The sequence below is a fragment of the Salinisphaera sp. Q1T1-3 genome (assembly GCF_003602005.1).
GTDB lineage: Bacteria > Pseudomonadota > Gammaproteobacteria > Nevskiales > Salinisphaeraceae > Salinisphaera.
In genome coordinates this window covers 17,121-39,238 of sequence record NZ_QZWD01000016.1, presented here as the reverse complement: position 1 = coordinate 39,238, position 22,118 = coordinate 17,121, and the positions used below count along the sequence as shown (strand labels likewise).

18 protein-coding genes are annotated in these 22,118 nt (G+C 63.8%); 13 read left to right on the top strand and 5 right to left on the bottom strand.

The genetic code is table 11. From position 1 onward, the window contains the following. Positions 1–115: 115 nt before the first annotated feature. The 6 genes from D3260_RS13895 (at position 116) to D3260_RS13870 (ending at position 7,525) form a co-directional block, all read left to right on the top strand. Positions 116–1,333, top strand: a complete 1,218-nt coding sequence (locus D3260_RS13895) for an aspartate aminotransferase family protein (protein ID WP_120099212.1) — start codon at positions 116–118, stop codon at positions 1,331–1,333. A 16-nt stretch (positions 1,334–1,349) separates the two neighbouring features. After that, the gene (locus tag D3260_RS13890; RefSeq protein WP_120099253.1) at positions 1,350–2,396 is read left to right on the top strand and encodes an arginine N-succinyltransferase; all 1,047 of its coding nucleotides are present in this window, start codon (positions 1,350–1,352) and stop codon (positions 2,394–2,396) included. Then, positions 2,390–3,442 (top strand): arginine N-succinyltransferase, encoded by a 1,053-nt coding sequence (locus tag D3260_RS13885; RefSeq protein ID WP_120099211.1) that lies wholly within the window; start codon positions 2,390–2,392, stop codon positions 3,440–3,442. Before D3260_RS13890 ends, D3260_RS13885 begins: the two co-directional genes overlap by 7 nt. Before the next feature lie 707 nt (positions 3,443–4,149). Beyond that, entirely contained in the window at positions 4,150–5,646 is a 1,497-nt protein-coding gene (astD, locus tag D3260_RS13880) for a succinylglutamate-semialdehyde dehydrogenase (protein ID WP_120099210.1), read from the top strand. Then, on the top strand, positions 5,643–7,034 hold the full coding sequence (astB, locus tag D3260_RS13875; RefSeq protein WP_120099209.1) for an N-succinylarginine dihydrolase: 1,392 nt from the start codon (positions 5,643–5,645) through the stop codon (positions 7,032–7,034). The genes astD and astB overlap by 4 nt, the downstream gene beginning before the upstream one ends. Next, positions 7,031–7,525, top strand: a complete 495-nt coding sequence (locus D3260_RS13870; RefSeq protein WP_120099208.1) for a GNAT family N-acetyltransferase — start codon at positions 7,031–7,033, stop codon at positions 7,523–7,525. Before astB ends, D3260_RS13870 begins: the two co-directional genes overlap by 4 nt. 109 nt (positions 7,526–7,634) lie before the next feature. Here the strand turns inward: D3260_RS13870 and D3260_RS13865 are convergent, their stop codons facing one another. From D3260_RS13865 to D3260_RS13855, 3 genes are all read right to left on the bottom strand, one after another. After that, positions 7,635–8,966, bottom strand: a complete 1,332-nt coding sequence (locus D3260_RS13865; RefSeq protein ID WP_120099207.1) for an FAD-binding oxidoreductase — start codon at positions 8,964–8,966, stop codon at positions 7,635–7,637. Positions 8,967–8,994: 28 nt separating this feature from the next. Next, on the bottom strand, positions 8,995–9,627 hold the full coding sequence (locus D3260_RS13860) for a cupin domain-containing protein (RefSeq protein ID WP_120099206.1): 633 nt from the start codon (positions 9,625–9,627) through the stop codon (positions 8,995–8,997). 322 nt (positions 9,628–9,949) lie between these two features. Next, the gene (locus tag D3260_RS13855; protein WP_120099205.1) at positions 9,950–11,437 is read right to left on the bottom strand and encodes an aldehyde dehydrogenase; all 1,488 of its coding nucleotides are present in this window, start codon (positions 11,435–11,437) and stop codon (positions 9,950–9,952) included. A 310-nt stretch (positions 11,438–11,747) separates the two neighbouring features. Here D3260_RS13855 and D3260_RS13850 point away from each other — a divergent pair, with 310 nt between their 5' ends. Continuing rightward, positions 11,748–12,239 carry an Lrp/AsnC family transcriptional regulator gene (locus tag D3260_RS13850; protein WP_120099204.1) on the top strand — a complete coding sequence of 164 codons (492 nt, stop codon included), beginning with the start codon at positions 11,748–11,750 and terminating at the stop codon, positions 12,237–12,239. Between the two features lie 23 nt (positions 12,240–12,262). Here the strand turns inward: D3260_RS13850 and D3260_RS13845 are convergent, their stop codons facing one another. Then, on the bottom strand, positions 12,263–13,564 hold the full coding sequence (locus D3260_RS13845) for an amidohydrolase (protein ID WP_120099203.1): 1,302 nt from the start codon (positions 13,562–13,564) through the stop codon (positions 12,263–12,265). Positions 13,565–13,569: 5 nt separating this feature from the next. Beyond that, complete coding sequence (locus tag D3260_RS13840; protein WP_120099202.1) at positions 13,570–14,457, bottom strand: GNAT family N-acetyltransferase; 888 nt, start codon at positions 14,455–14,457, stop codon at positions 13,570–13,572. Positions 14,458–14,730: 273 nt separating this feature from the next. Between D3260_RS13840 and D3260_RS13835 the strand changes: the two genes are divergently transcribed. The 6 genes from D3260_RS13835 to D3260_RS13810 all read left to right on the top strand — a co-directional run bounded on the left by D3260_RS13835 (position 14,731) and on the right by D3260_RS13810 (position 22,050). Continuing rightward, positions 14,731–15,405, top strand: a complete 675-nt coding sequence (locus D3260_RS13835) for a haloacid dehalogenase type II (RefSeq protein ID WP_120099201.1) — start codon at positions 14,731–14,733, stop codon at positions 15,403–15,405. Positions 15,406–15,427: 22 nt separating this feature from the next. After that, positions 15,428–16,702: an FAD-binding oxidoreductase gene (locus tag D3260_RS13830; RefSeq protein ID WP_120099200.1), complete on the top strand. Its 1,275-nt coding sequence runs from the start codon at positions 15,428–15,430 to the stop codon at positions 16,700–16,702. Positions 16,703–16,890: 188 nt separating this feature from the next. Further along, positions 16,891–18,519 (top strand): ABC transporter substrate-binding protein, encoded by a 1,629-nt coding sequence (locus D3260_RS13825; protein ID WP_120099199.1) that lies wholly within the window; start codon positions 16,891–16,893, stop codon positions 18,517–18,519. Between the two features lie 39 nt (positions 18,520–18,558). Next, entirely contained in the window at positions 18,559–19,515 is a 957-nt protein-coding gene (locus D3260_RS13820) for an ABC transporter permease (protein ID WP_120099252.1), read from the top strand. Next, entirely contained in the window at positions 19,512–20,381 is an 870-nt protein-coding gene (locus tag D3260_RS13815) for an ABC transporter permease (RefSeq protein WP_120099198.1), read from the top strand. Before D3260_RS13820 ends, D3260_RS13815 begins: the two co-directional genes overlap by 4 nt. Next, complete coding sequence (locus tag D3260_RS13810) at positions 20,374–22,050, top strand: ABC transporter ATP-binding protein (RefSeq protein WP_120099197.1); 1,677 nt, start codon at positions 20,374–20,376, stop codon at positions 22,048–22,050. Before D3260_RS13815 ends, D3260_RS13810 begins: the two co-directional genes overlap by 8 nt. Positions 22,051–22,118 lie beyond the last annotated feature (68 nt).

Genomic DNA, 22,118 nt, shown 5'->3' with positions numbered 1-22,118 from the left:
GCAGCCCTGCCAATACGACGATCGGCGCATGCCGAATCCGGCCGACGTGACCCGACATGGACAACAGGCCACAATAGGCCGCCTATTCACTGGCCCGCACACCGGACACGAACCCATGGACTGGACGCCAACCCGCGACGATTTCACGACTTACATGCTGCCCAACTACAACCCGCAGGCGGTGGTGCCCGTACGCGGCGAGGGCAGCCGTCTGTGGGATCAGGCCGGGCGCGAGTACATCGATTTCGCCGGCGGCATCGCGGTCAACGCGCTGGGCCATGCGCATCCGGCCCTGGTCGAGGCCTTGAAGACGCAGGGCGAAACGCTCTGGCACCTTTCGAATGTCTATGCCAACGAGCCCGCGCTGCGGCTGGCCCGGACCCTGGTCGAATCGACCTTCGCGGATAAGGCGTTCTTCTGCAATTCCGGCGGCGAAGCCAACGAAGCCGCGCTCAAGCTGGCCCGGCGTTATGCCCACGATCATTACGGCGAGGCCAAGGACCGCATCGTGTCCTTTTGCAAGTCGTTCCACGGCCGCACGTGGTTCACGGTCTCGGTCGGCGGTCAGGAGAAATACACCCAGGGCTTCGGGCCGGTGCCGGGCGGCATCGTCCACGGCGAATACAACAACCTCGACTCCGCGCGCGAACTCGTCAACGACGAGACCTGCGCGATCATGGTCGAGCCCTTCCAGGGCGAAGGCGGAGTCACGCCGGGCGATCAGGCGTTTCTGGAAGGCCTGCGTCAGCTTGCCGACGAGCACAACGCATTGCTGATCTTCGACGAAGTCCAGTGCGGCGTAGGCCGCACGGGCCGTCTCTATGCCTATATGCACTACGGCGTCACGCCGGACATCCTGACCAGTGCCAAGGCGCTCGGCGGCGGATTTCCGATCGGCGCGATGCTGACCACCGACAAGATCGCCGAAGTCTTCGTGGTCGGCACGCACGGTTCCACCTACGGTGGCAATCCGCTGGGGGCTGCCGTCGCGCAGGCTGCGGTCACGACCATCAACACGCCCGAGGTACTGGACGGCGTGGCCGCAAGGCACGATCTGTTTCGTAGCGAACTCGAGAAGATCAACGCCAAATACGATTGTTTCACCGAAATTCGCGGCCTCGGCCTGCTCATCGGTGCCGAGTTCAACGCCCGCTTTGGCGAGGCCGGGCGCGACACACTCAAAGCCGGCATCGACGAGGGCGTGATGCTGCTCGTGGCCGGACCGAGCGTGCTGCGCTTCGCGCCTTCGCTCATCATTCCCGAAGCCGATATTCGCGAGGGCATGGCCCGACTCGACAAGGCGATCGGACGCGTTGCGGACGCGCTGGCCTGAGCCGGCGCGCCTCGCGATGTATCTTGTACGCCCCGGCAAGCCCACGGATCTCGATGCGCTGGTGGCGCTTGCCGCCGGCGCCCAGCCACCGCTGACCAATCTGCCGGCGCATCGCGACCGGCTTCGCGACCGGCTGACAGCCTCCGAGGAAGCCCTGTCGGCCTCGGTGGCCGCGCCCAACGGCCAGATATATGTCTTCGTACTCGAGTACGCGGGCGAAGTCGTCGGCACCGCCAGCATCCGGGCCCGAGCCGGCGCGCGCGAGGCCTATTACACATGGCGCCGCGAAACGCTCATCCATGCCTCCCAGCAACTCGATGTGCGTCGCGAGGTCGCGATCCTGTCGCTGTCGCACGAACTCTCCGAGGCCAGCCTGCTCTGTGCTTTCTCGATCGCCGCCGAACATCGCGGCACCATCGGCGAACGCCTGCTGCGACGCGCGCGGCTGATGTTCGTGGCCCAGCACCCGGAGCGCTTCATGCCGGGCCTGGCGGTGGCGATGCCCGGGCCGCTGGATGAAACCGGCACCTCGGCGTTCTGGGAAGCCGTGGGCCGGCATTTCTTCGTCAAGGATTTCGGCGAGATCAACGAAATGGCCGGCATCCACTCCAAGAGCTTCATCGCCGAGGTCATGCCGCCGTTTCCGTTGTACGAGCCGTTGTTGAGTGAGACCGGCCGAGCCGCGATCGGCGCGATCCATGCCCGGCACGTCACCGCCGCCGCGGACCTGCGAGCCGAAGGCTTCGCCGATTCCCGCCATATCGACCTGTTCGACGGCGGCCTGTTGCTCGAATGCACGTTCGAACGGCTCAACAGCGTACGCAACAACCGCTGGCACCCGGTGACGATCGATAATCGCCATGCCCCGCCGCCGGCGGCCACAGCGCTGCTGGCCAACCAGCAGTGTGCCGACTATCGCTGTATTGCGGCCCCCTACACCACCTCCGGCACCGGCCAGCTTTGCATGACCAGTGACGACGCGGACGCGCTGGCGCTGAGCACGGGCCGTGCCGTGCTGGCCGCGCCCCTCCATCCGCTGGACCGAGGCGACGCCCCATGCTGATCCGCCCGATCGAAGAGACCGATCTCGAGGCCCTGCACACGATCGCGATCGAGACCGGGGCCGGATTCACCTCGCTGCCGGACAACCGTGACTTTCTCGCCGAGCATATCGCCGAGACACGGCGCGCCTTCGACAAGACCGAGGACGATGCCAGCCTGGCCAGCGCCCCCGATCTGTATTTCTTCGTGCTCGAGGACGACGCCGTCGACGGACCGGTCGCCGATCGGATCGCCGGCTGTTGTGCGATCGAGGCCCGGGTCGGTCTGGATGCCCCGTTCTACAACTATCGCGTGGGCCGCATGGCCCAGTCCTCGGCACAGCTCGGCCTCAACCGCGTGATCGACACGCTGTTCCTGTCCTCCGACCATACCGGCGATGCAGAGGTCTGCTCGCTGTATCTGCGACCGGACTGGCGAACCCGTGGCGCGCGCAACGGTACGCTTCTGTCGCGCATGCGCTGGCTGTTCATGGCCGCCTATCGGCATCGCTTTCCCGACCGGGTACTGGCCGAGATGCGGGGCCGTTTCGACGACGCCGACGTCAACCCGTTCTGGACCGCGCTCGGCCAGCACTTCTTCCCCATCGATTTCGGCGACGCCGATCGCTTGACCGGCCTCGGCCAGAAATCGTTCATCGGCGAGCTGATGCCACGCTATCCGATCTGTACCGCCATGCTGCCGGCCGACGCCCGCGAGACCATCGGCGCGGTCCACGAACAGACCAAGCCGGCGCTGGCCATGCTGCGCGCCCAGGGCCTGCGCTTCGAAGGCTATATCGATATCTTCGATGCCGGGCCCACGGTCGAGGCCTATCTCGACGACGTGAAGGCCGTACGCGAATCGACCGAGGTCGAGGCGATCATCGACGACAGCGCCGCCAAGCCCGGCACGCCGTTGACGCTCGCGGCGACCACCGATCGCTGTGCCGATTTTCGAGCGGCCTGGGTCGGGCGGGCGCCCGACGGCGATCGGCTTGTCGTGCATCCCGAAGAAGCGGCACGGCTCGGGATTGAGGACGGGGCGCGGTTGCGAGTGCTGAGTGATTGAGTCGTCTATATCGGCCGGATGTTCCATGGCAGCCAAATTGCGCGCGGGAACCGTTAGCACTCATGTGCAGCGTTGGCCGAGCGATTTCGCACTGTTGTGCGAGTCACTTTCGTTTGCCCGTCCAAACGAAACCAAGCAAAGAGAAAAACACCCTCATAGCCGTCTGCTTCGCGGGTGCAATGCGGTACTCGGTCCGATGGGAAACGGCCAGAACTCACGCGGCTTTAGCCGCGCTCAGACAAGCTGGCCGCACCGGCGCCGTGCGCTGGACACCCATCGGTCCTGCGCGCCTCCGTGGGCGTCTGAAGGGAAGCGAATACAGCGCGGACCGACTTTGGGATTCGCGTCGTACCGATACGATCGGTGCCACGCAACGCATCGGCCCGCCTGTAGGCCGGAAGTTATCTCGTTTGTATTACAAGTCCCGTCAGGCCGGCGACAGAGAAACGGAGCGGCGGCGGGTGTCCGGCGCATGCGCCGGTGCGTCCAGCATGTCTGAGCATCGCCAAAGCGATGCGAGTTCTGGGCGCATCCCGTCGACGCTTCGTTTCGGAGTGGACCGGCAAAGCCGGCGCCGGACCGGGTGTCTTTTTCTTGGTGGCTTCTTTTGGACAAGCAAAAGAAGCCACTTGCACAGCAGTGCGAAACCGCCCGTCGAAGCTGCTCGTGAATACGACGACTTCAAATAGTAAAGCCCGGAGCCCGCAATGCCCCTAGAACCCAAACAAAAACTCTTCCTCAACGGCCAATGGCACCCAGGCACCGGCGAATCCCTGACCAAAACCGACCCGGTCGCCGGCGACACGATCTGGCAAGGCGAAACCGCCAGCGCCGATCAGATCGACACCGCGATCGACGCCGCACGCGGCGCCTTCGCGGACTGGGCACGCCGCCCCTTCGAAGACCGCGCCGCGATCTGTGAAGCCTTCCGCGACCAGCTCGAAGCGAACAAGGCAGAACTGGCCGAAACCATCTCCCGCGAGACCGGCAAACCGCGCTGGGAGGCGGCGAGCGAAGTGGGTGCGATGATCGGCAAGATCGCGATCTCGCAGACTGCCTATCACGAGCGCACCGGCGAGCGATCCAAGGACATCCCCGGCGGCCAGGCCGTGCTGCGGCATCGGCCACACGGTGTGCTGGCGGTCTTCGGCCCCTATAACTTTCCGGGCCATCTACCCAACGGGCATATCGTGCCGGCACTGCTGGCCGGCAACACGGTCGTGTTCAAGCCCAGCGAGATCACGCCCGCCACGGCCGATCTGACACTCCAGTGCTGGCAAGCCGCCGGCCTGCCGGACGGCGTGATCAATCTCGTGCAAGGAGCCAAGGACGTTGGTCAGGCCCTGGCCGGCCACGACGGCATCGACGGCCTGTTATTCACCGGCTCCGCGGCCACCGGCAAATCGCTGCATGCCGCCTTCGGCGGTCGCGTCGACAAGATCCTGGCGCTGGAGCTGGGCGGCAACAACCCGCTGGTGGTCGCCGAGGCCGGTTACGACATCGCCGCGGCCGTACTGGTGATTCTCCAATCGGCCTTTGCCTCCGGCGGCCAGCGCTGTACCTGTGCCCGCCGGCTGATCGTGCCGGAAGGCCCGGCCGGCGATGCGCTGATTGCCAACCTGGTCAAGGCGATGAGTCGGCTCGTGGTCGGTGACCCGGCGGATACGGATACACCGCCCTTCTATGCCGGCTTGGCGACAGTCGAGGCCGCCGACGGTATCTTGGCGGCCCAGGCCACGATGGCCGAGGCCGGTGCCCATGTCATCAAGGCGGCCGAACGGCTGCGCGAAGGCACCAGCCTGCTCTCACCGGCGCTGATCGATGTCACTCATGCCGATGTCGACGACGTCGAACACTTCGGCCCGTTGCTGACCGTATGTCGAACCTCGAGCTGGGATGAAGCTCTGCGGGAAGCCAACAACACCGCCTATGGCCTGTCGGCTGGGCTGATCGGCGGTGAATCCGGCCTGTGGAAGGATTTCCGGCTGCGGATCCGGGCCGGCATCGTCAACTGGAACCGGCCGATCACCGGCGCGGCCTCGGATGCGCCTTTCGGCGGCATCGGCGATTCCGGCAATCACCGGCCCAGCGCTTATTACGCGGCCGATTACTGTGCCTGGCCGATGGCCTCGATGGAGTCGACCAGCGCCGCCGTGCCCGATACGCTGCCGGCCGGTATCTCGCTCGACGGGATCGAGGCATGAACGCCGGCGATTTCTCGGATACGGCGACCCGCGAAGTCAATTTCGACGGCCTGGTCGGCCCGACCCACAACTATGCCGGGCTGGCCCACGGCAATCTGGCCGCCGCCGCACACGCCGGGCTGGTCTCCAACCCGCGCGAGGCGGCGTTACAGGGGCTGGCCAAGATGAAAGCCCTGGCTGATGCGGGTTTCGCGCAGGGCGTGCTGCCACCGCATCCCCGGCCGGCGGTCGACGCCCTGGGCGCCTTGGGGTTTCCCGGCACGCCAGCCGAGCAGCTCGCGGCCGCCGCCGCGGCCGATTTCTCACTGGTCCGGACGATCTCCTCGGCAGCCGCGATGTGGACAGCGAATGCGGCCACCGTCACCCCCAGCGTGGATGCTGCTGACCGACGCGTGCATTTCACCGCCGCCAATCTGCAGTCCAGTTATCATCGGGCCCTGGAAGCGCCGGTCACCCGCGACGTGCTGGCCGCGATCTTCGCCGACGAGGCCTATTTCGCCCATCACCCCATCCTGCCGGCCACGCCGGCTTTCGGCGACGAAGGCGCGGCCAATCACACCCGGCTGTGTGATGACTACGGGACCAGCGGCGTGCATCTGTTCGTCTACGGCCAGACCGGCCTATCCGAGGGCCGCGCGCCGAAGCACTTTCGCGCCCGACAGACGCTGGAGGCCAGCCAGGCCGTGGCGCGCCAACACGGCCTGACCACGGACCAGAGCGTCTTCGCCCAGCAGAATCCGGCCGCCATCGATGCCGGCGTTTTTCATAACGACGTGATCGCGGTCGGCAACGGGCCGGTTCTGCTCTATCACGAAGACGCTTTCGCCGACGAAGCCGCCACACTCGACGCACTCGAAACCCGGCTAATGGATATCGGCGCCGTGTTGGCGCCGGTGCGCGTGGCCCGGGACCGGGTCTCGCTGGAAACGGCCGTGGCGACCTATCTGTTCAATTCACAGCTGCTCAGCAACGCCGACGGCTCGATGCGCGTGATCGTGCCGGCCGAATGCGAGCACGAACCAACAGTCGCCGCCGAACTGGACCGCATCGTCGCCGCCCCGGACAATCCGATCACGGGCTGGCAGGCGTTCGACGTCAAGCAGAGCATGGATAACGGCGGCGGCCCGGCCTGTCTACGACTGCGGGTCATACTCAGCCCGGCCGAGCGGGCGGCGATCAAGGCCCGCGTGTTTCTCGATGACGCGCTTCACGACGAACTCGCAGCCTGGGTGACACGGCACTATCGCGACCGTCTCGCGATCGCCGATCTGGCCGATCCGACCCTCATCGACGAAACCCGGACCGCGCTGGACGAGTTGACCGGCATCCTGCGGCTCGGCTCGGTCTATCCCTTCCAGCGCGAGACATCATGCACACAAACGAGATGACCGATTTTGTAATACGGCCGGCCCGCGCCACCGATATATCGGCCCTGGTCGATGTACTGGCGGCCATCATCGACGCGACCGGCCGCGACCGGCCGCACGATGCCGATTTTGTACGACAACGCTATTTCGATCATCCCGACCAACGTGCCTGCGTCGTTGCAGTCAACGAGCAGGACCGCGCGCTCGGCTTTCAGGCGCTCAAATACGCCTCGGTAGACAACGACTACGACGTCACGCCCGGCTGGGGGATCATCGGCACCCATATCCATCCCGCAGCGCATCGTCGGGGCGTGGGCCGCGCGCTCTTCGAGGCCACGCAGGAGGCTGCCCGCAGGCACGCCCTGCCGACCATCGATGCCACGATCGGCGCAGACAACCAGACTGGGCTCGCGTATTACGAGGCGATGGGCTTTCGGACCTATCAACGCGACGCCCGCGTCGTGCGCAAACGGTTCGATCTGCAAAGCGCACCGGCACGCCGCAATGGGTGAGACTTACCGCCTCTCCACATGACACGCGATAACTTTTCGATTTTATCGATCCGGTTCCACCGTCGCCTGACCAAGGCGGCGACGAAACCAGACATCGCGCCGGTCTTCGCTACATCAATTCGGGCTGCTTGAGCCGGGTCCCGTCGTAGAATCGATCGAGTCGGTAGGGTGAGGCATCGAGCAAGGGGGCGTCCTCGGCGGCCATATCGGCAATCAGGCGTCCGGCGCCCGGGCCGATGCCAAAGCCATGGCCGGAGAAGCCCGAGGCGATGATGAATCCCGGCAAGGCCTCGACCGGCGAGATGACCGGGATCAAGTCGGGCGTGGTGTCGATCGCACCGGCCCAGATGTCGGCGATCTCCATATCCGCCAGTTCCGGGTATTCTTTCTGGCAGGCGGCCAGCGTATCCCGGGCAAGACGGACATCGGGCTTCGGGTCCAGTATACGTGTCTTCTCGAACGGCGAGACCCCATCGAGAGACCAGGACCCGAGCGCTTCCGGGCCGCTGAAAAAAGGTTTTCCGAAACGATAGGTCAGTTTTTTCTTCAGCTTGCGCTGATAGGCCGCATAGAACTTGGCGGCATAACGCATGCCCAGCGGCGCCAGATCGATCCGGCCACGGCCCGGCACGGCCAGCGTGTAGCAGCCGTCGATGCGCCGTCGCATGGCCACGGTCGGCGTGGTCAGACAGCCCGGCGTCACCTCGGTGGCGGCCGCAGTCCGAAACGCGGTGCCGACGACGTTGGCCACTGGCAAGCCGATCCCGTGGCGTCGACACAGCCGCGCGCTCCAGGCCCCGCCGGCGCCGATGACGGTCTTTGCCCGGACTCGGCCACGCTCGGTATGCACGCCCGTCACGCGTCCGCCCGCGATATCCAGACCGCGCACGGCACAGTTCTGGTGCACGGTGGCGCCGCGTTTGATCAATCCGCGCGCGATGGCCGACGCAGCCATGGACGGTTCGGCGCGTCCGTCGTCCGGAGAAAACAAGCCTCCGACCCAGTCAGTGGTCGTCCCCGGGGAGCGCGCCTTGGCTTCGTCGGCATCGAGGATATGACTGATGAACCCCTGCTGGCGTGCCTCCTGCTCCCAAGCGCGCCATTTCTCGATGTCTTCTTCGCGGGTCGTGGTATAGACGATGCCTTCACGCCGAAAACCGGTGTCCTCGCCGATTTCCGCGGCCAGTTCGCCCCAACGGCGCAACGCGTGCATAGCCATGGGCAATTCGAAAATGTGGCGGTTCTGCTGCCGGCACCAGCCCCAGTTGCGCCCGGACTGCTCGCCGGCAATCACGCCTTTTTCGAACAGGGCGACCTTATGCCCCTTGCGCGCCAGTTCATAGGCGCTGCAGACGCCGATGATGCCACCACCGATGATGGCGAAATCGACCGCTTCGGGCAGCTCGGCGCTATCGGGCACCGGATCGACCTGGATAGGCATGGTTTGATTCTCCTGATCAGGGCCGCGCTTAGAACTCGGCCTGCTGGGGTTTGGTATGCATGATCCAGAGCAGACGCACCGATTCGTCGGATTCGTTGGCCACGCCGTGGGCCTTGCGGCTGTCGAACTGGAAACTGTCGCCGGTCGCAAGCACCGTGACACGCTCATCCAAGGTCAGGGTCAGTTGGCCTTCGAGTACCAGCCCGGCTTTTTCGCCCGGACCGATCATGACGTCGTGCGATCGGGTATGCGGCGGCACGCTGATGATCATGAACTGGAGATCGTGATCGCCGCTCGGCGAGAGCAACGCCTTGCTCATGCCGTTGCTTCCGACCTGGAAGAACGGCCGCTGATCGGCACGGCGTACGAGTTCCGCCACCGGCGTGGCGGGTGCCCGATCGTCGCGGTCTTCGAAAAAAGCCGTCAGGGGAATGCCGAGCACACCGCGCAGCCGTTCCAGGGTGCCAATCGACGGATTCGACAGACCACGCTCGATCTGGCTGATCATGCCGGCCGAGACCGCAGCGCGCTCGCCCAGAGTCGCCACGGTCAACCCCTTGCTCTTGCGCATGCGCCGCAGCCGTCGACCGACACTGACCTCCGTGGATGCATCGAAATCCGTCGCCGACGGTTGGGCGGTATCGTTCGTTTCCGTTTTCATAGGCGATTGTCGTTTGGGATTGGGCGTCCAGGGCCTTTGGATGTGTCGTTCGAGCGCCTTTTCGTCGAGAGACCGCAGTGTGTCCGACAAGACGCGAGTTGCCGATCGTGGCGTGCCACGATCCAGACTCGCAACGCCGCCGGGCGGGATTTGTGGCCCAACCCTTCGGGACAAGTGCCCCCAAAATCAAGAACACGACGGCAATCCAGCGTTCTAGCACGCTGGCGCAGAATGACACGCTATGCGTGCTATGCCTCGTCTTGCCGCCCATCGTCAATTTCAGGGCGCACTTGGCGCGGACTCGCACGACACATCAACAGGCCTAGGCCTCGAAATCCATGAGAACACTCTTGTATCGCTGACAGGCCTCGAATGCCTGGCGACCGAGATCCTTGCCGATCCCCGAGCCCTTGTAACCGCCCGTCGGGATCGCGAGATCGCGGCTGCGCCCATAACGATTGATCCAGATCGTACCGGCCTGAATCCCACGCATTGCACGCATCGCCTGGCCGATATCGCGGGTATGTACACCGGCGGCCAGACCGTAATGGGGATGATCTGCCCGTGCGATCCCTTCAGCCTCGTCGCGAAAGGTCTGGACCGTGAGCACCGGACCGAAGACTTCGTGCGCGACGACGGCCATATCGTCGGTCACGTTGGCAAGCACGGTCGGCCGATAGAACAGACCGCCCGGGCCGTCGGCAAAGCGTGAGCCACCGGTCAGCACCTCGGCGCCAGCCTGTTTGGCCTGCGCGACGAGCGTCTCGATCTTATCGGCCTGGGCCCGACCGATGATCGGGCAGTAATCGGTCGTTGCCGCCCAGGTCGGCCCGGGTTTCATTTTCGAAACGATTTCCACGATACGCTCGACCAGCGGTTGGGCCAGGCGTTCGTGGACGATCAGACGCGTACCCGAAATACAGGCCTGCCCGCCGTTGGCGGTGAAGCCCCGTACCACGCATTGGGCGACGTGCTCGAAATCCGGCACGTCGGCAAACACCAGTTGCGGGCTCTTGCCGCCGAGCTCAAGAGTGACCGGTTTGACGCCAGCCCCGCCGGCGTCGGCCATGATGCGCTGCCCGGTCGCGTTCGACCCGGTGAAGCTGATCTTGCCGACATCCGGATGCCGGACCAGCGCCGCGCCGGTCGTCGCTCCCGTGCCCTGCACGACATTGAAGATTCCGGCGGGGATACCGGCCTCGACCGCGAGCTCGGCCATCCGCAGGGTGGAGAACGGCGTCAGTTCGGATGGCTTGATGACCATGGCATTGCCGGCCGCCAGTGCCGGCCCACATTTCCACGACGCCATGGACAACGGGAAATTCCATGGCGTGATCGCGCCAATCACGCCAAACGGTTCGGCGGCGACGAAGCCCAGACTATCGGCGCGCGTGGCTGTCAGATCGCCCCCGTCCTTGTCGGCATATTCCGCAAAGAACCGGATCGCCTCGGCCGTGAAGGGAATGTCCTGAGCACAGGCCTGCCCGATCGGCCGCGTGGAGCCGACACACTCGATCTCGGTCAAGCGTTGATCGGTATCGATCAGATCGGCCCAACGTCGCATGACGCGGGCGCGATCCCGTGGTGCACAGCGCGCCCAGCCTGACTCGCTTGCCGCGGTAACGGCACTGGCCACAGCGGCATCGACCCCGGCCTCGCCCGCTTCCGGCACGGCCCCGTAGACCCGGCCGTCGCTCGGCCGCGTCACTTCGATCGATGCCTCGTCGGCGGCTCGGTATGTGCCGCCGATATAGTGCCCCGTAGATGGGGCAACGGCATCGGGGGCGAAATCGTGGGCGGCATAGGTCATGGATTCAGCCCGGGCTGGTGGTATGACAAGCGAATGACGTGAACAAGGGCACGGCCTCTTAATTTTCAATATATTATATACTTTGAACAAACGACTGTCATGCCGGCAATATCGCAGGATTCCTTATTACGACCTATTTTCTCTTGGTATGGGCTTTGCATCACGAACAGCACGCTAACTGCTCAGCCGCGAATTGACATGATGTTTCAAGAAGTGATTCATTAAATTGAACTGCAAAAGCGCATAGATCGCTGCCCACTGATCGGGCAACGCTCGGTGTGTCGCCTCGATACCCAACCGGAAGGCTGCAATGGACATGGCCGTCAAACTCGACCGTATCGATATCGATATCCTGGCCACGCTTCAGGCCAACGGCCGGATGTCGAACGTGGATCTGTCGCAGGCGGTGCATCTGTCGCCGAGCCCGTGCCTGCAACGGGTCAAGCGTTTGCAGGCCGCGAAATACATCACCTCGTATCAGGCCCGAATCGACCTGACCAAGATCGCCGACAGCGTGACCGTGTTCGCCGAAGTGACACTGGGCGAACACCGATGCGAACACCATCGTGCCTTCGAACAGTACCTGGAAACCGTCGACGGCCTGCTCGAATGCCACATGATCAGCGGCGGGTACGATTATCTGCTGCGGTTCGTGTCCCGTAGCATCGGCCATTTCCAGCAGACCATGGAAAGTCTGCTCGATGATGCCAAGGTCGACATCGACCGCTTCGACAGCTATATCGTCATCAAATCCCCAATCGTCAAGGATCAGGTACCGATCAAGACACTGCTGGCGTCCTGAATCGGCAATCGCGCCCGCCAACATCACGAATCCGCCGCCAGCGCGATTTCGGCCAGGATGCGTACGGCCACCGGCAGGCGAGATTCGTCGATATCGAAATCCGGCTGATGATGACCTGCCGCCAGATCGGAACCGACGATCATATAAGTTGCCCATCCGCCTCGGGCCTGGACGCGCGCCATGAGTGTGGTGGCGTCCTCGGAACCGCGCGGCTGCCGGTCGCGGTCAATCACCTGTTCGATACCGGGCAGGCCCGCGACGACTTCCACGATTCGGGCGACCCAATCCGGGCTGGCCAAGCATTCCACGGCCCGGCCGACACAGGTGATTTCCGCAGTCACCTGCTGGGCGTCCGCCGCGCCCTGGATGACCTGCACGGCACGCGCGCGCACGTAGTCATCGATTGCGGTGGTCGTGCCGCGGGTTTCAATCTGCAACTCGGCGCGATCCGCGATCGCGTTACGCGCCGTACCGGCCTGCAAACGCCCTACATTGAGACGCGACGCCCCCAGACTGTGCGGCGCGATGGCATGCAACCCCGTGACCGCGAACGCTGCCGCGAGCAAGGCATTGCGCCCGGCTTCCGGTTGCCCGCCGGCATGCGCCGAACGACCGTCGAATCGCACGTCGAGTTTGCTGGTGGCCAGAAAACCGTCGCAGCCACACACTACCGTGCCGCTTGGGCAGCCGAGCCCCAGATGCACGGCGACGAACCGGTCCACGTCATCGACCACGCCGGCCTCGGCCAGCGCGGCGGCTCCGCGCACCCCTTCCTCCGCCGGCTGGAAGATCAGCTTCACTCGTCCGACGAGCCGATCGCGATCGGCGGCGAGCACCTCCGCCAGCCCGAGCCCGATCGCGGCGTGGCCATCGTGGCCGCAGGCGTGCATCGAGCCCGCATGGCAAGACACGAAACCCTCGCCGGCCGGTCGATGGACCGCATCCCGGGCTTCCTGAATCGGCAAGGCATCGAGATCGACCCGAATACCCAGCGTCGGCCCCGGCCGGCCGCTGTCCAGCATGGCGACCACCCCGGTCAAGCCGCCCGCGAATCGATCCAGCCAGGCTTCACTGACACCGGCGGCCCGCGCGCGTTCGAACGCAGCCGACAGCGTGGCCTCATCCGGGACCCCCATGCGCGCCGCCGCATCCACGACTTCGGCGCCCGCCGTCACCGTCCAGCCCAGATCATCGAGCCGCTCGGCGATGATCGCGGCGGTACGGAACTCGGTCCAGCCCTGCTCGGGATATCGATGGAAATCCCGACGCCACGCCGTCAGCTGTGGGGCGAGGACCTCAATGCAGTCCGCCAGTGTATCGCTCATGGCTACTAACCGAGCGCCTGGGTGGTCAGCGTGAACTGACGCAACATATGTGTGGCACCGGAGTCGGACGCCGGTATCGGCAGTTCGCCGCGACTCATCTGAATGATCCGCGCGACGCCCTGTAGCCCGCGTTCGGCCAGCCACTCGGCCGCCAGCCCGTCGTTCAGGATATCCATGCGCACGAAGCGACCCGTCGCCTGGGCAAGCAGCGCATCGACCAGCGCCTCGGCCTCGGCTTGTTCATGCGCGACCACCGGCCCGATCACCTCGCCTTTCCCGAACGCGCGTCGTACAGCGAAACCGACGACATCGCCCTGGTCGTCGCGATAAACCTTGACAGCCCCGGCTGCCGCCAGCGTCGCGTGGAGCACCGCGCCGCGACCGCTGCCGGCCTCGGCCAGATGTTCGATCGCCTCGCGATCGGCGCCTTGCATGTCCTCGACGCGAGGATCACCGAGCGCGTCGATAGCTGTCGCCACGCCCTGATACTGGGCCACCGGATGACGATTGATGAAACCGAATTTTTCGTACATCGGGGCGCCGGCTGTGGTGGCTACAAGCAGCATCGGCAGATCCCCGGCCAAGGCCATGACGCGGGTCATCATCTGCTTGCCGAGGCCAAGACCGCGATACGCCTCGTCGATCACGATCAGGGCAATGGTCGCCAGCACGCCCTGAGGAATACACAGGCCCGTGCCGATCAAACGGCCCTCGTGGACCAGGGCCATGCCGCGACCGACCGTCAAAAGACTGGCCCAGTCTTCACGCCGGTGCGGCCAACCGAGGGCCTCGGATAGCCGACAGGCACCGTCCAGATCGGCGGTTTCCAGATCACGCCATGTATAACCGGTATCGAGATCATCCCGATGCAGGCCCTGATCAGAAGCGCGCATTCATTCCTCCTTGCCCATGGTCCGAGACGTTGCGAATCGGCTCGATATTCGCATCGCCTCGCGGCCATGACCACGCTGACCTCTGGAAAAGCGGCAATTCGACAGATCCGGCCGCGAAAGCCTTTCCCGCAGCAGAAAATGCGGCGCGACCGAAAGATATGAGCGCCACATGCCGCGATCTCCTGCCTAAGATTGATGACAGCGCTTGACGAGGCGCATCGGCAGCTTCGGCACGCCGTCATCGACCCCGACCGGCAATAAAGGATCAGATCTATGAGCGACATCATGCGGCCCCGTTACATCACCTTCGATTGCTACGGGACGCTGACTCACTTCCAGATGACCGATCTGGCCAAGGAGCGGTTCGCTGATCGCATTCCCGATGCCGAGCGGATGGCGCGCTTCTGCACGGATTTCGCCGCCTATCGTTTCGACGAAGTGCTCGGTGCCTACCAGCCTTATGACCAGGTGGTTCGAAACGCACTGGAACGCACCTGTCACCGCTGGGGTCTGGCCTACGACGATGCCGAGGGCATGGCGTTCTACGACGCCGTGCCGACCTGGGGGCCACATCCGGATGTGACCGAAGGCCTGGCACGAATCGCCGACAAGATTCCGCTGGTGATCTATTCCAATGCTTCGGAAGATCAGATCATGGCGAACGTCGAGAAACTCGGGGTGCCGTTCGCGCACGTGTTCACCGCCGAGCGTTTCAAGGTTTACAAACCCCGCCTGGCCGCCTTCGAAGCCATGATCGACACCCTGGGCTGTGCACCCGAAGAATTGCTGCACGTGTCGTCGAGCTTTCGCTACGACCTGTTCAGTGCGGCGTTCATGGGCATTCGAGACAAGGCGTTCATCAATCGCGGGCATGAGCCATATACCCCCGGTTACGGCGCCACGGAAGTCGCCGATACGCACGGACTCGCGACCCTGGTGGGTCTGTAGGATCGACTGGCGAGCCGATACGATGCGATCGACACCCTACTGGCTAGACACCGCCCCGGCGTTTCAAAGCGGCGCCGACCAGCCGGTCGAGGGCCGCTTCGACGTGGCCGTGATCGGCGCCGGATTCACGGGTTTGTCGACGGCGCTTCGACTGGCACGCCAAGGGGTTTCGGTCCTGGTGCTCGATGCCGGCCCGGTGATTGGCGAAGCCTCTGGGCGCAATGGCGGCCAGTGTAATACGGGCTTGGCCCACGACTACGCCAAGATCATCCAGACGCACGGTCGCGACACGGCCATGCGGTTTCACCAGGCTTATTCCGCTGCCGTGGCCGACGTCGAACGCCTGGTTATCGACGAGAATATCGACTGTGATTTCCGCCGCTGCGGCAAACTCAAGCTGGCCGCCAAGCCTCGGCATTACGAGAACCTGGCGGCGGCGCATCGGCTGATGAACGATGGATTCGATGCCAAGACCGAATTATTCGATGCCGCCCGGGTTCGCGACGAGATCGGCTCGGCGGCATTCCATGGCGCCCTGCTGATGCCTGACGCCGCCCAGCTGCACGTCGGGCGTTTCGGGGTCGGAATTGCCGAGGCAGCCGCTCGACACGGGGCCACGATTCACGAGAATACGCCACTGCTCGCGCTGGATCGGCATACCCTCGGATTCGAGCTGCGTACCCCGACCGGCCGCGCCGTGGCCGAACAGGTCGTACTGGCGACGGGCACGTCGCGCGTCGGCCCATTGGGTTGGTTCCGACGCCGAATTGTCCCCGTGGGCAGTTTCATTCTGGTCACCGCCCCTCTACCGGCATCCACACTCGACACGCTCCTGCCGGCCCGCCGTAATTACGTCACCAGTCGGGTGATCGGGCACTATTTCCGCGTCACGTCGGATCGGCGGCTGTTGTTCGGTGGTCGGGCCCGCTTTTCCATGAGTGACGCCCGGGCCGACCGCAAGGCCGGCGCGGTGCTGCGGCACAATCTTTGTCATCTTTTCCCGTCGCTGGCCGAGACCGCCATCGATTATTGCTGGGGCGGACTGGTCGATATGAGCCGCGACCGCTTGCCGCGTGCCGGCAGTGATCGCGGCTTGCACTACGCCATGGGGTATAGCGGCCACGGCGTACAGATGTCGGTCTATATGGGCGGCGTCATCGCCGAACGCGTGACCGGCGAGGCAGATCGCAATCCATGGGCGGGGCTGAACTGGCCCGCAATCCCGGGGCATTTCGGCACCCCGTGGTTTTTGCCTGCCGTGGGCGCCTGGTATCAGCTCAAAGATCGATTTCGATAGCGCACGTTTTTCGAACAAGGGACTGCATACAGCCTCTGGAATCGGTTTTGCAACAGACGCATGGCACGACGATCGGACGAAAAGGCTAGAAAAGCATAAAAGCGCCAAGCCGGGATTTTTTGCAGCCGGACCGTCCCGAGTCCGCAGGACACCGGACGATGTTATGGCATTCAACCGAGGGCAAGTACATGACGGATGACGACTTCCATTCCCATGCCACGAGCAACGCCAGCGACGATCGGCTCGACGATTTGTTGACCCGCGGTACCAGCCGTCGCGAAACACTCAAGGCGCTGGCCGCGGCCGGCTTCTTTGCGGCCGGTGGCTCGAGTCTGTTGCTCGGCCCCAAGGCACGCGCCGCCGAAAACACCCCGAAGCACGGCGGCCATATCCGTGTGGCCGTGTCCTCGAGCTCCACCCAGGACACGCTGGACCCGGCCAGGGGCGCCACCGCGATCGATTACTGTCGCGATTTCATGTTCTACAACGGCTTGACCGCGTACGACGAGCATCTGGCCCCCCAGCCGGCATTGGCCGAATCGTTTCACAGCCCGGACGGAGGCAAGCACTGGGTATTCAAGTTGCGCCGCGGCGTGACTTTTCACAACGGCAAGGCTTTCGCGCCCGAGGACGTGGTGTTCTCGATAATGCGTCAGAAAAATCCGGAGACGGAATCCAAGATCAAGCCGCTCGCCGATCAGATCGCCGACGTCAAGGCCTCGGGCGATCACGAAGTCACGGTCACATTGGTCTCGCCGAACGTCGATTTCCCGTCGATCACGGCCATCTCACACATGTTGATCGTGCCGGCCGGCACGACCGATTTTTCCAAGGGCATCGGAACCGGTCCGTTCAAATGCAAGGATTTCCAGCCGGGCGTGCGTTCGGTCGCCCAACGCAATCCCGATTACTGGAAATCCGGCAAGCCATACCTGGATGCCATAGAAATGGTCGGTATCGGCGACAAGTCGTCGCGCATCAATGCGTTGCTGTCCGGCGGCGTCCAGATGATCAACGACGTCGACCCACACGCCGCGAAACGTCTTCAGAGCGCGCCGAATACCCGTCTTTCAGCCGTGAACTCGGGCAACTATACCGACCTGATCATGCGCCTGGATCTTCAGCCGGGCGCCCGGCCCGCGTTTGTCGAGGGGATGAAATATCTGCTCGACCGCAAGCGGATGAAAAACATCATCTATAGCGGTTACGCCGAAATCGCCAACGACCAGCCGCTGCCACCGACCAACCCCTATTACTTCGCCGGCCTGCCCCAGAGACCGTTCGACCCCGATCGCGCCCGATCGCTTTTCAAGAAAGCCGGCGTGGCCGGTGCCAAGCTTCAGATCATAGCGTCGGAGGCCGCCAACGGGTCAGTCGAAATGGCCACCCTGCTCCAGCAGTCGGCGGCCCAGGCCGATCTGAAAGTTCAGGTCAAGCGGGCTCCGGCCGAAGGCTACTGGTCCAATGACTGGGCCAAGAAACCGGTGACCTTCGGCAACATCAACCCGCGCCCGACCGCCAATATTCTGTTCAGCCAATTCTTCACCTCAGGGGCGCCGTGGAACGAATCGCACTGGCATGACCCCAAGTTCGACCAGTTGGTGGTGGCCGCACGCCAGGAGCCGGACAAGGCCAAGCGCAAACAAATGTATGCCGATATGCAACAGATGATTCACAATTCCAGCGGCATCGGCATCCCATTGTTCATCACCGATCTGACCGGTTACAGCCACAAGCTAGGCGGCATGGATCACAAAATCCCGCTCGGCGGCATGCTTGCCCACCGCTTTGCCGAATATGTGTGGTGGAAGGGATGAAGTGTGCCTGCACACACCACCCCGGCCCAGGCTGCAACCGTGCATAGCCCGGTACTGCGACTGATCGGCCGCCAACTGGGGTCGGCACTGATCACGCTGATTCTGGTCTCGCTGGTCATCTTCGCCATTACATCATTGTTGCCGGGCGATACGGCCAAGCTGGTCCTGGGCCAGTTCGCCACGCCCGACCAGGTGGCCGCGCTACGCGCCAAACTCGGGCTCGACCAGCCCGCGCCGCTGCGCTATCTGCACTGGTTGGGCGGACTGATGACCGGCCATCTGGGCGTCTCGGCCAGCAACGACATGCCGGTATCCACGCTGATCGCCCAGCGCTTGCCGGCCTCGTTGCTGTTGGCCGGCATCACGACGCTCGTCTCGGTCCCACTGGCGCTGGGCATCGGCATGATCTCGGCCATGTATCGTGGTCGCCTGGCCGATAGCGCACTCAACGTGGTCACGCTGGCCATGGTAGCGATACCCGATTTTCTGGTCGCGATTCTTCTGATCCTGCTGTTTGCCGTACATCTCGGTTGGCTGCCAGCCCTGTCGTATATCTCCAGCATCCACGGGGTTGGGGATTTTCTGCGCGTTTATGCCATGCCCGTCGCCACATTGTGCACGGTTCTCGTCGCCCAGATGGCGCGCATGACGCGTATCGCGCTGATCAACGAACTCGACAGCGCTTATATCGAGATGGCACGGCTCAAGGGGATAGGCCCGGTGCGCTGTGTCCTGGTCCATGCCCTGCCCAACGCCATCGGCCCGATCGCCAACGCCATCGCGCTGAGCCTGTCGTATCTGATGGGCGGCATCGTGATCGTGGAGACGATATTCAATTATCCCGGCCTCGCCAGCCTGATGGTGGACGCTGTTTCCAACCAGGATCTGCCCCTGGTACAGGCCTGCGCCATGCTGTTCTGTGCGTTCTATCTGTTGTTGATCCTGCTCGCCGAACTGGCAGCGCTGCTCGCCAATCCCAAGCTGAGAACCCGATGAGCACAAACAATGCGTCTTCCAGCCGGGCATCCGATGCCCCGGCGTTCCCGCCATGGCGCTCTCGCCTGGCGCATACGCCGGCCAAGCTCTGGGTCGGCTTGTCGCTGTTCGGTTTCTGGTTGTTCATTGCCGTATTCGGCGCTTGGCTCGCCCCGCACGGCATGGGCGCCATGGTTTCCAACCAGGTGTTCGCTAGTCCAAGCCTGGCATTTCCACTGGGCACCGACCACCTGGGCCGTGACGTGCTCAGCCGTATGCTGATCGCGACACGCTATACCGTGGCCATGGCCTTGGCTGCCGCCGTGTTGTCATCGGCCATCGGCGCGACGTTCGGACTCACGGCAGCCCTCGTCCCACGCTTTGTCGATATCGGTATCAGCCAGATTATGGACGCGTTGATCTCAATTCCGAGCAAGATGATGGCTTTGCTGATCGTGGCCGTGTTCGGTTCGTCCATTCCGCTGCTGATCGTGGCGGCCGTCGCGACCTATGCGCCGGGCGCCTATCGGATTGCACGCAGCCTGGCAATGAACCAGGCCGCCATGGAATACGTGGCGATCGCCCGCTGTCGCGGCGAAAGCCGCGTGCATATCGCATTGGTGGAACTCTTGCCGAATATCTTTGGCCCGGTGCTCACCGACATGGGCATGCGCTTTGTCTTCATCGTGCTGTTGCTCAGCGCGCTGAGTTTTCTGGGTCTGGGTATCCAACCGCCGATTGCCGACCTGGGCTCGATGGTACGCGAGAACATCAGTGGCCTGAATCAGGGATCGCTCGCCGTGCTCGCCCCAGCAATCGGCATCGGCACGCTGACCGTAGGTGCCAATCTGCTCATCGACGCCCTATCGAGCAAACACGATGACTGAGTCCATATCCGCTTCCCGTTTCGGCGAATCACTGACAGTCTCCGGCCTTCGGGTCGTGGCCCGGCCGTACCGCGGCGCGCCGGAAACCCCGATCGTAGATGACATCACGTTCTCGCTGCCCGCTGGCGAGGTGCTGGCACTGATCGGTGAGACAGGCTCGGGCAAGAGCACGATCGCTCTCGCGCTCATGGGCCATGCCAGACGCGGCTGCCGTCTTGCCGACGGCCGTATCATGCTCGGCGAAATCTCGGTTCTGGAGGCATCCGAACGCACGCTTCGCGGTCTGCGCGGCGACCGGATCGCGTATATCGCGCAAAGTGCGACTGCAGCGTTCAATCCGGCAAAGACGCTGATGGCGCAGGTCATCGAAGGAGTCGTCATACACGGCCAGATGTCCCGCAGCAAGGCACGCGACAAGGCTCGGGCCCTATTCGCCGAGCTCATGCTGCCCGATCCAGAACATATCGGCGATCGTTATCCGCACGAAGTATCGGGCGGTCAGCTCCAGCGCGCCATGGCAGCGATGGCCCTCATCAGCGATCCCGCGCTGATCATTCTGGACGAGCCCACCACGGCCCTGGATGTCACGACCCAGATCGAAGTGCTGCAAACCTTCAAGCGTGTCGTGCGCGAGCGCGGCGCAACGGCGGTGTATGTCTCTCACGACCTCGCCGTGGTCGCGCAAGTGGCCGATCATGTGCTCGTACTCAATCAGGGACGCGTCTGCGAGCTGGCTACAGTCGACCAGATCATCCATGCGCCGGCCGACGACTATACGCGCCGGCTGATGGAAGCAGCGCGGCCCACGACCGACAAACCGGCCGATCGGGATACGACGGATAGTGCGTCCCACGGCGAGGAATTGCTTCGCATCGACCATCTGCATGTCGGCTACGGTCCGCTCGGCGAGGACGGCCGTCCGGCACACACAGTGCTCGAAAACCTGTCGCTTCAATTGAATACCGGCCGAGCACTTGGGGTCATCGGCGAATCGGGCTCGGGCAAGTCAACGATGGCCCATGCGATTGCCGGACTGGTCCCGCCGCACAACGGCGGCGTTTCATTCAAAAGACGCGAGCTGCCTTATGCGCTGAGCGGACGTGACCAACAACAGTTTCGTGACATCCAGATGGTATTCCAGAGCGCCGATAACGCGCTTAACGCCGCGCATAGCGTACGCCGAATCCTGGAGCGGCCATTGCAACGCTATTTCGACTACACCCGAGACGAGCGGCACGCCCGCGTACGGGAGTTACTGGATCTCGTCCACCTGCCCTCACGCGTGCTCTCGGTTCGGCCGGGCGCATTGTCCGGTGGACAGAAACAACGCGTGAACCTGGCTCGCGCCCTTGCGGCCGAGCCCAGCCTCATCATCTGCGACGAAGTCACCTCGGCACTCGATACCGTAGTCAGTGAAGCCATCCTGAATCTACTCAACGACCTGCGGCGCGAGCTCGGCGTCGCCTATTTATTTATCAGCCACGACATTTCCACGGTACGACGTGTTTGTGACGACCTGATGGTGCTGCGCGCAGGCCGATGCGTGGAGTACGGGGCCTGTCCCACGACCATCGATGCCCCGCAGCATGCCTATACCCGTCAGCTCATCGCCTCGATTCCCGAGCTTCGCACCGACTGGCTCGACAGACAGGACTTTTCAAGCGGATGACCGTCGAATACTTGCAGGTCCCGCATGTGCCTTCCGCTAGGACGTGTTGAGGTTTCGTGCGAGTCCGC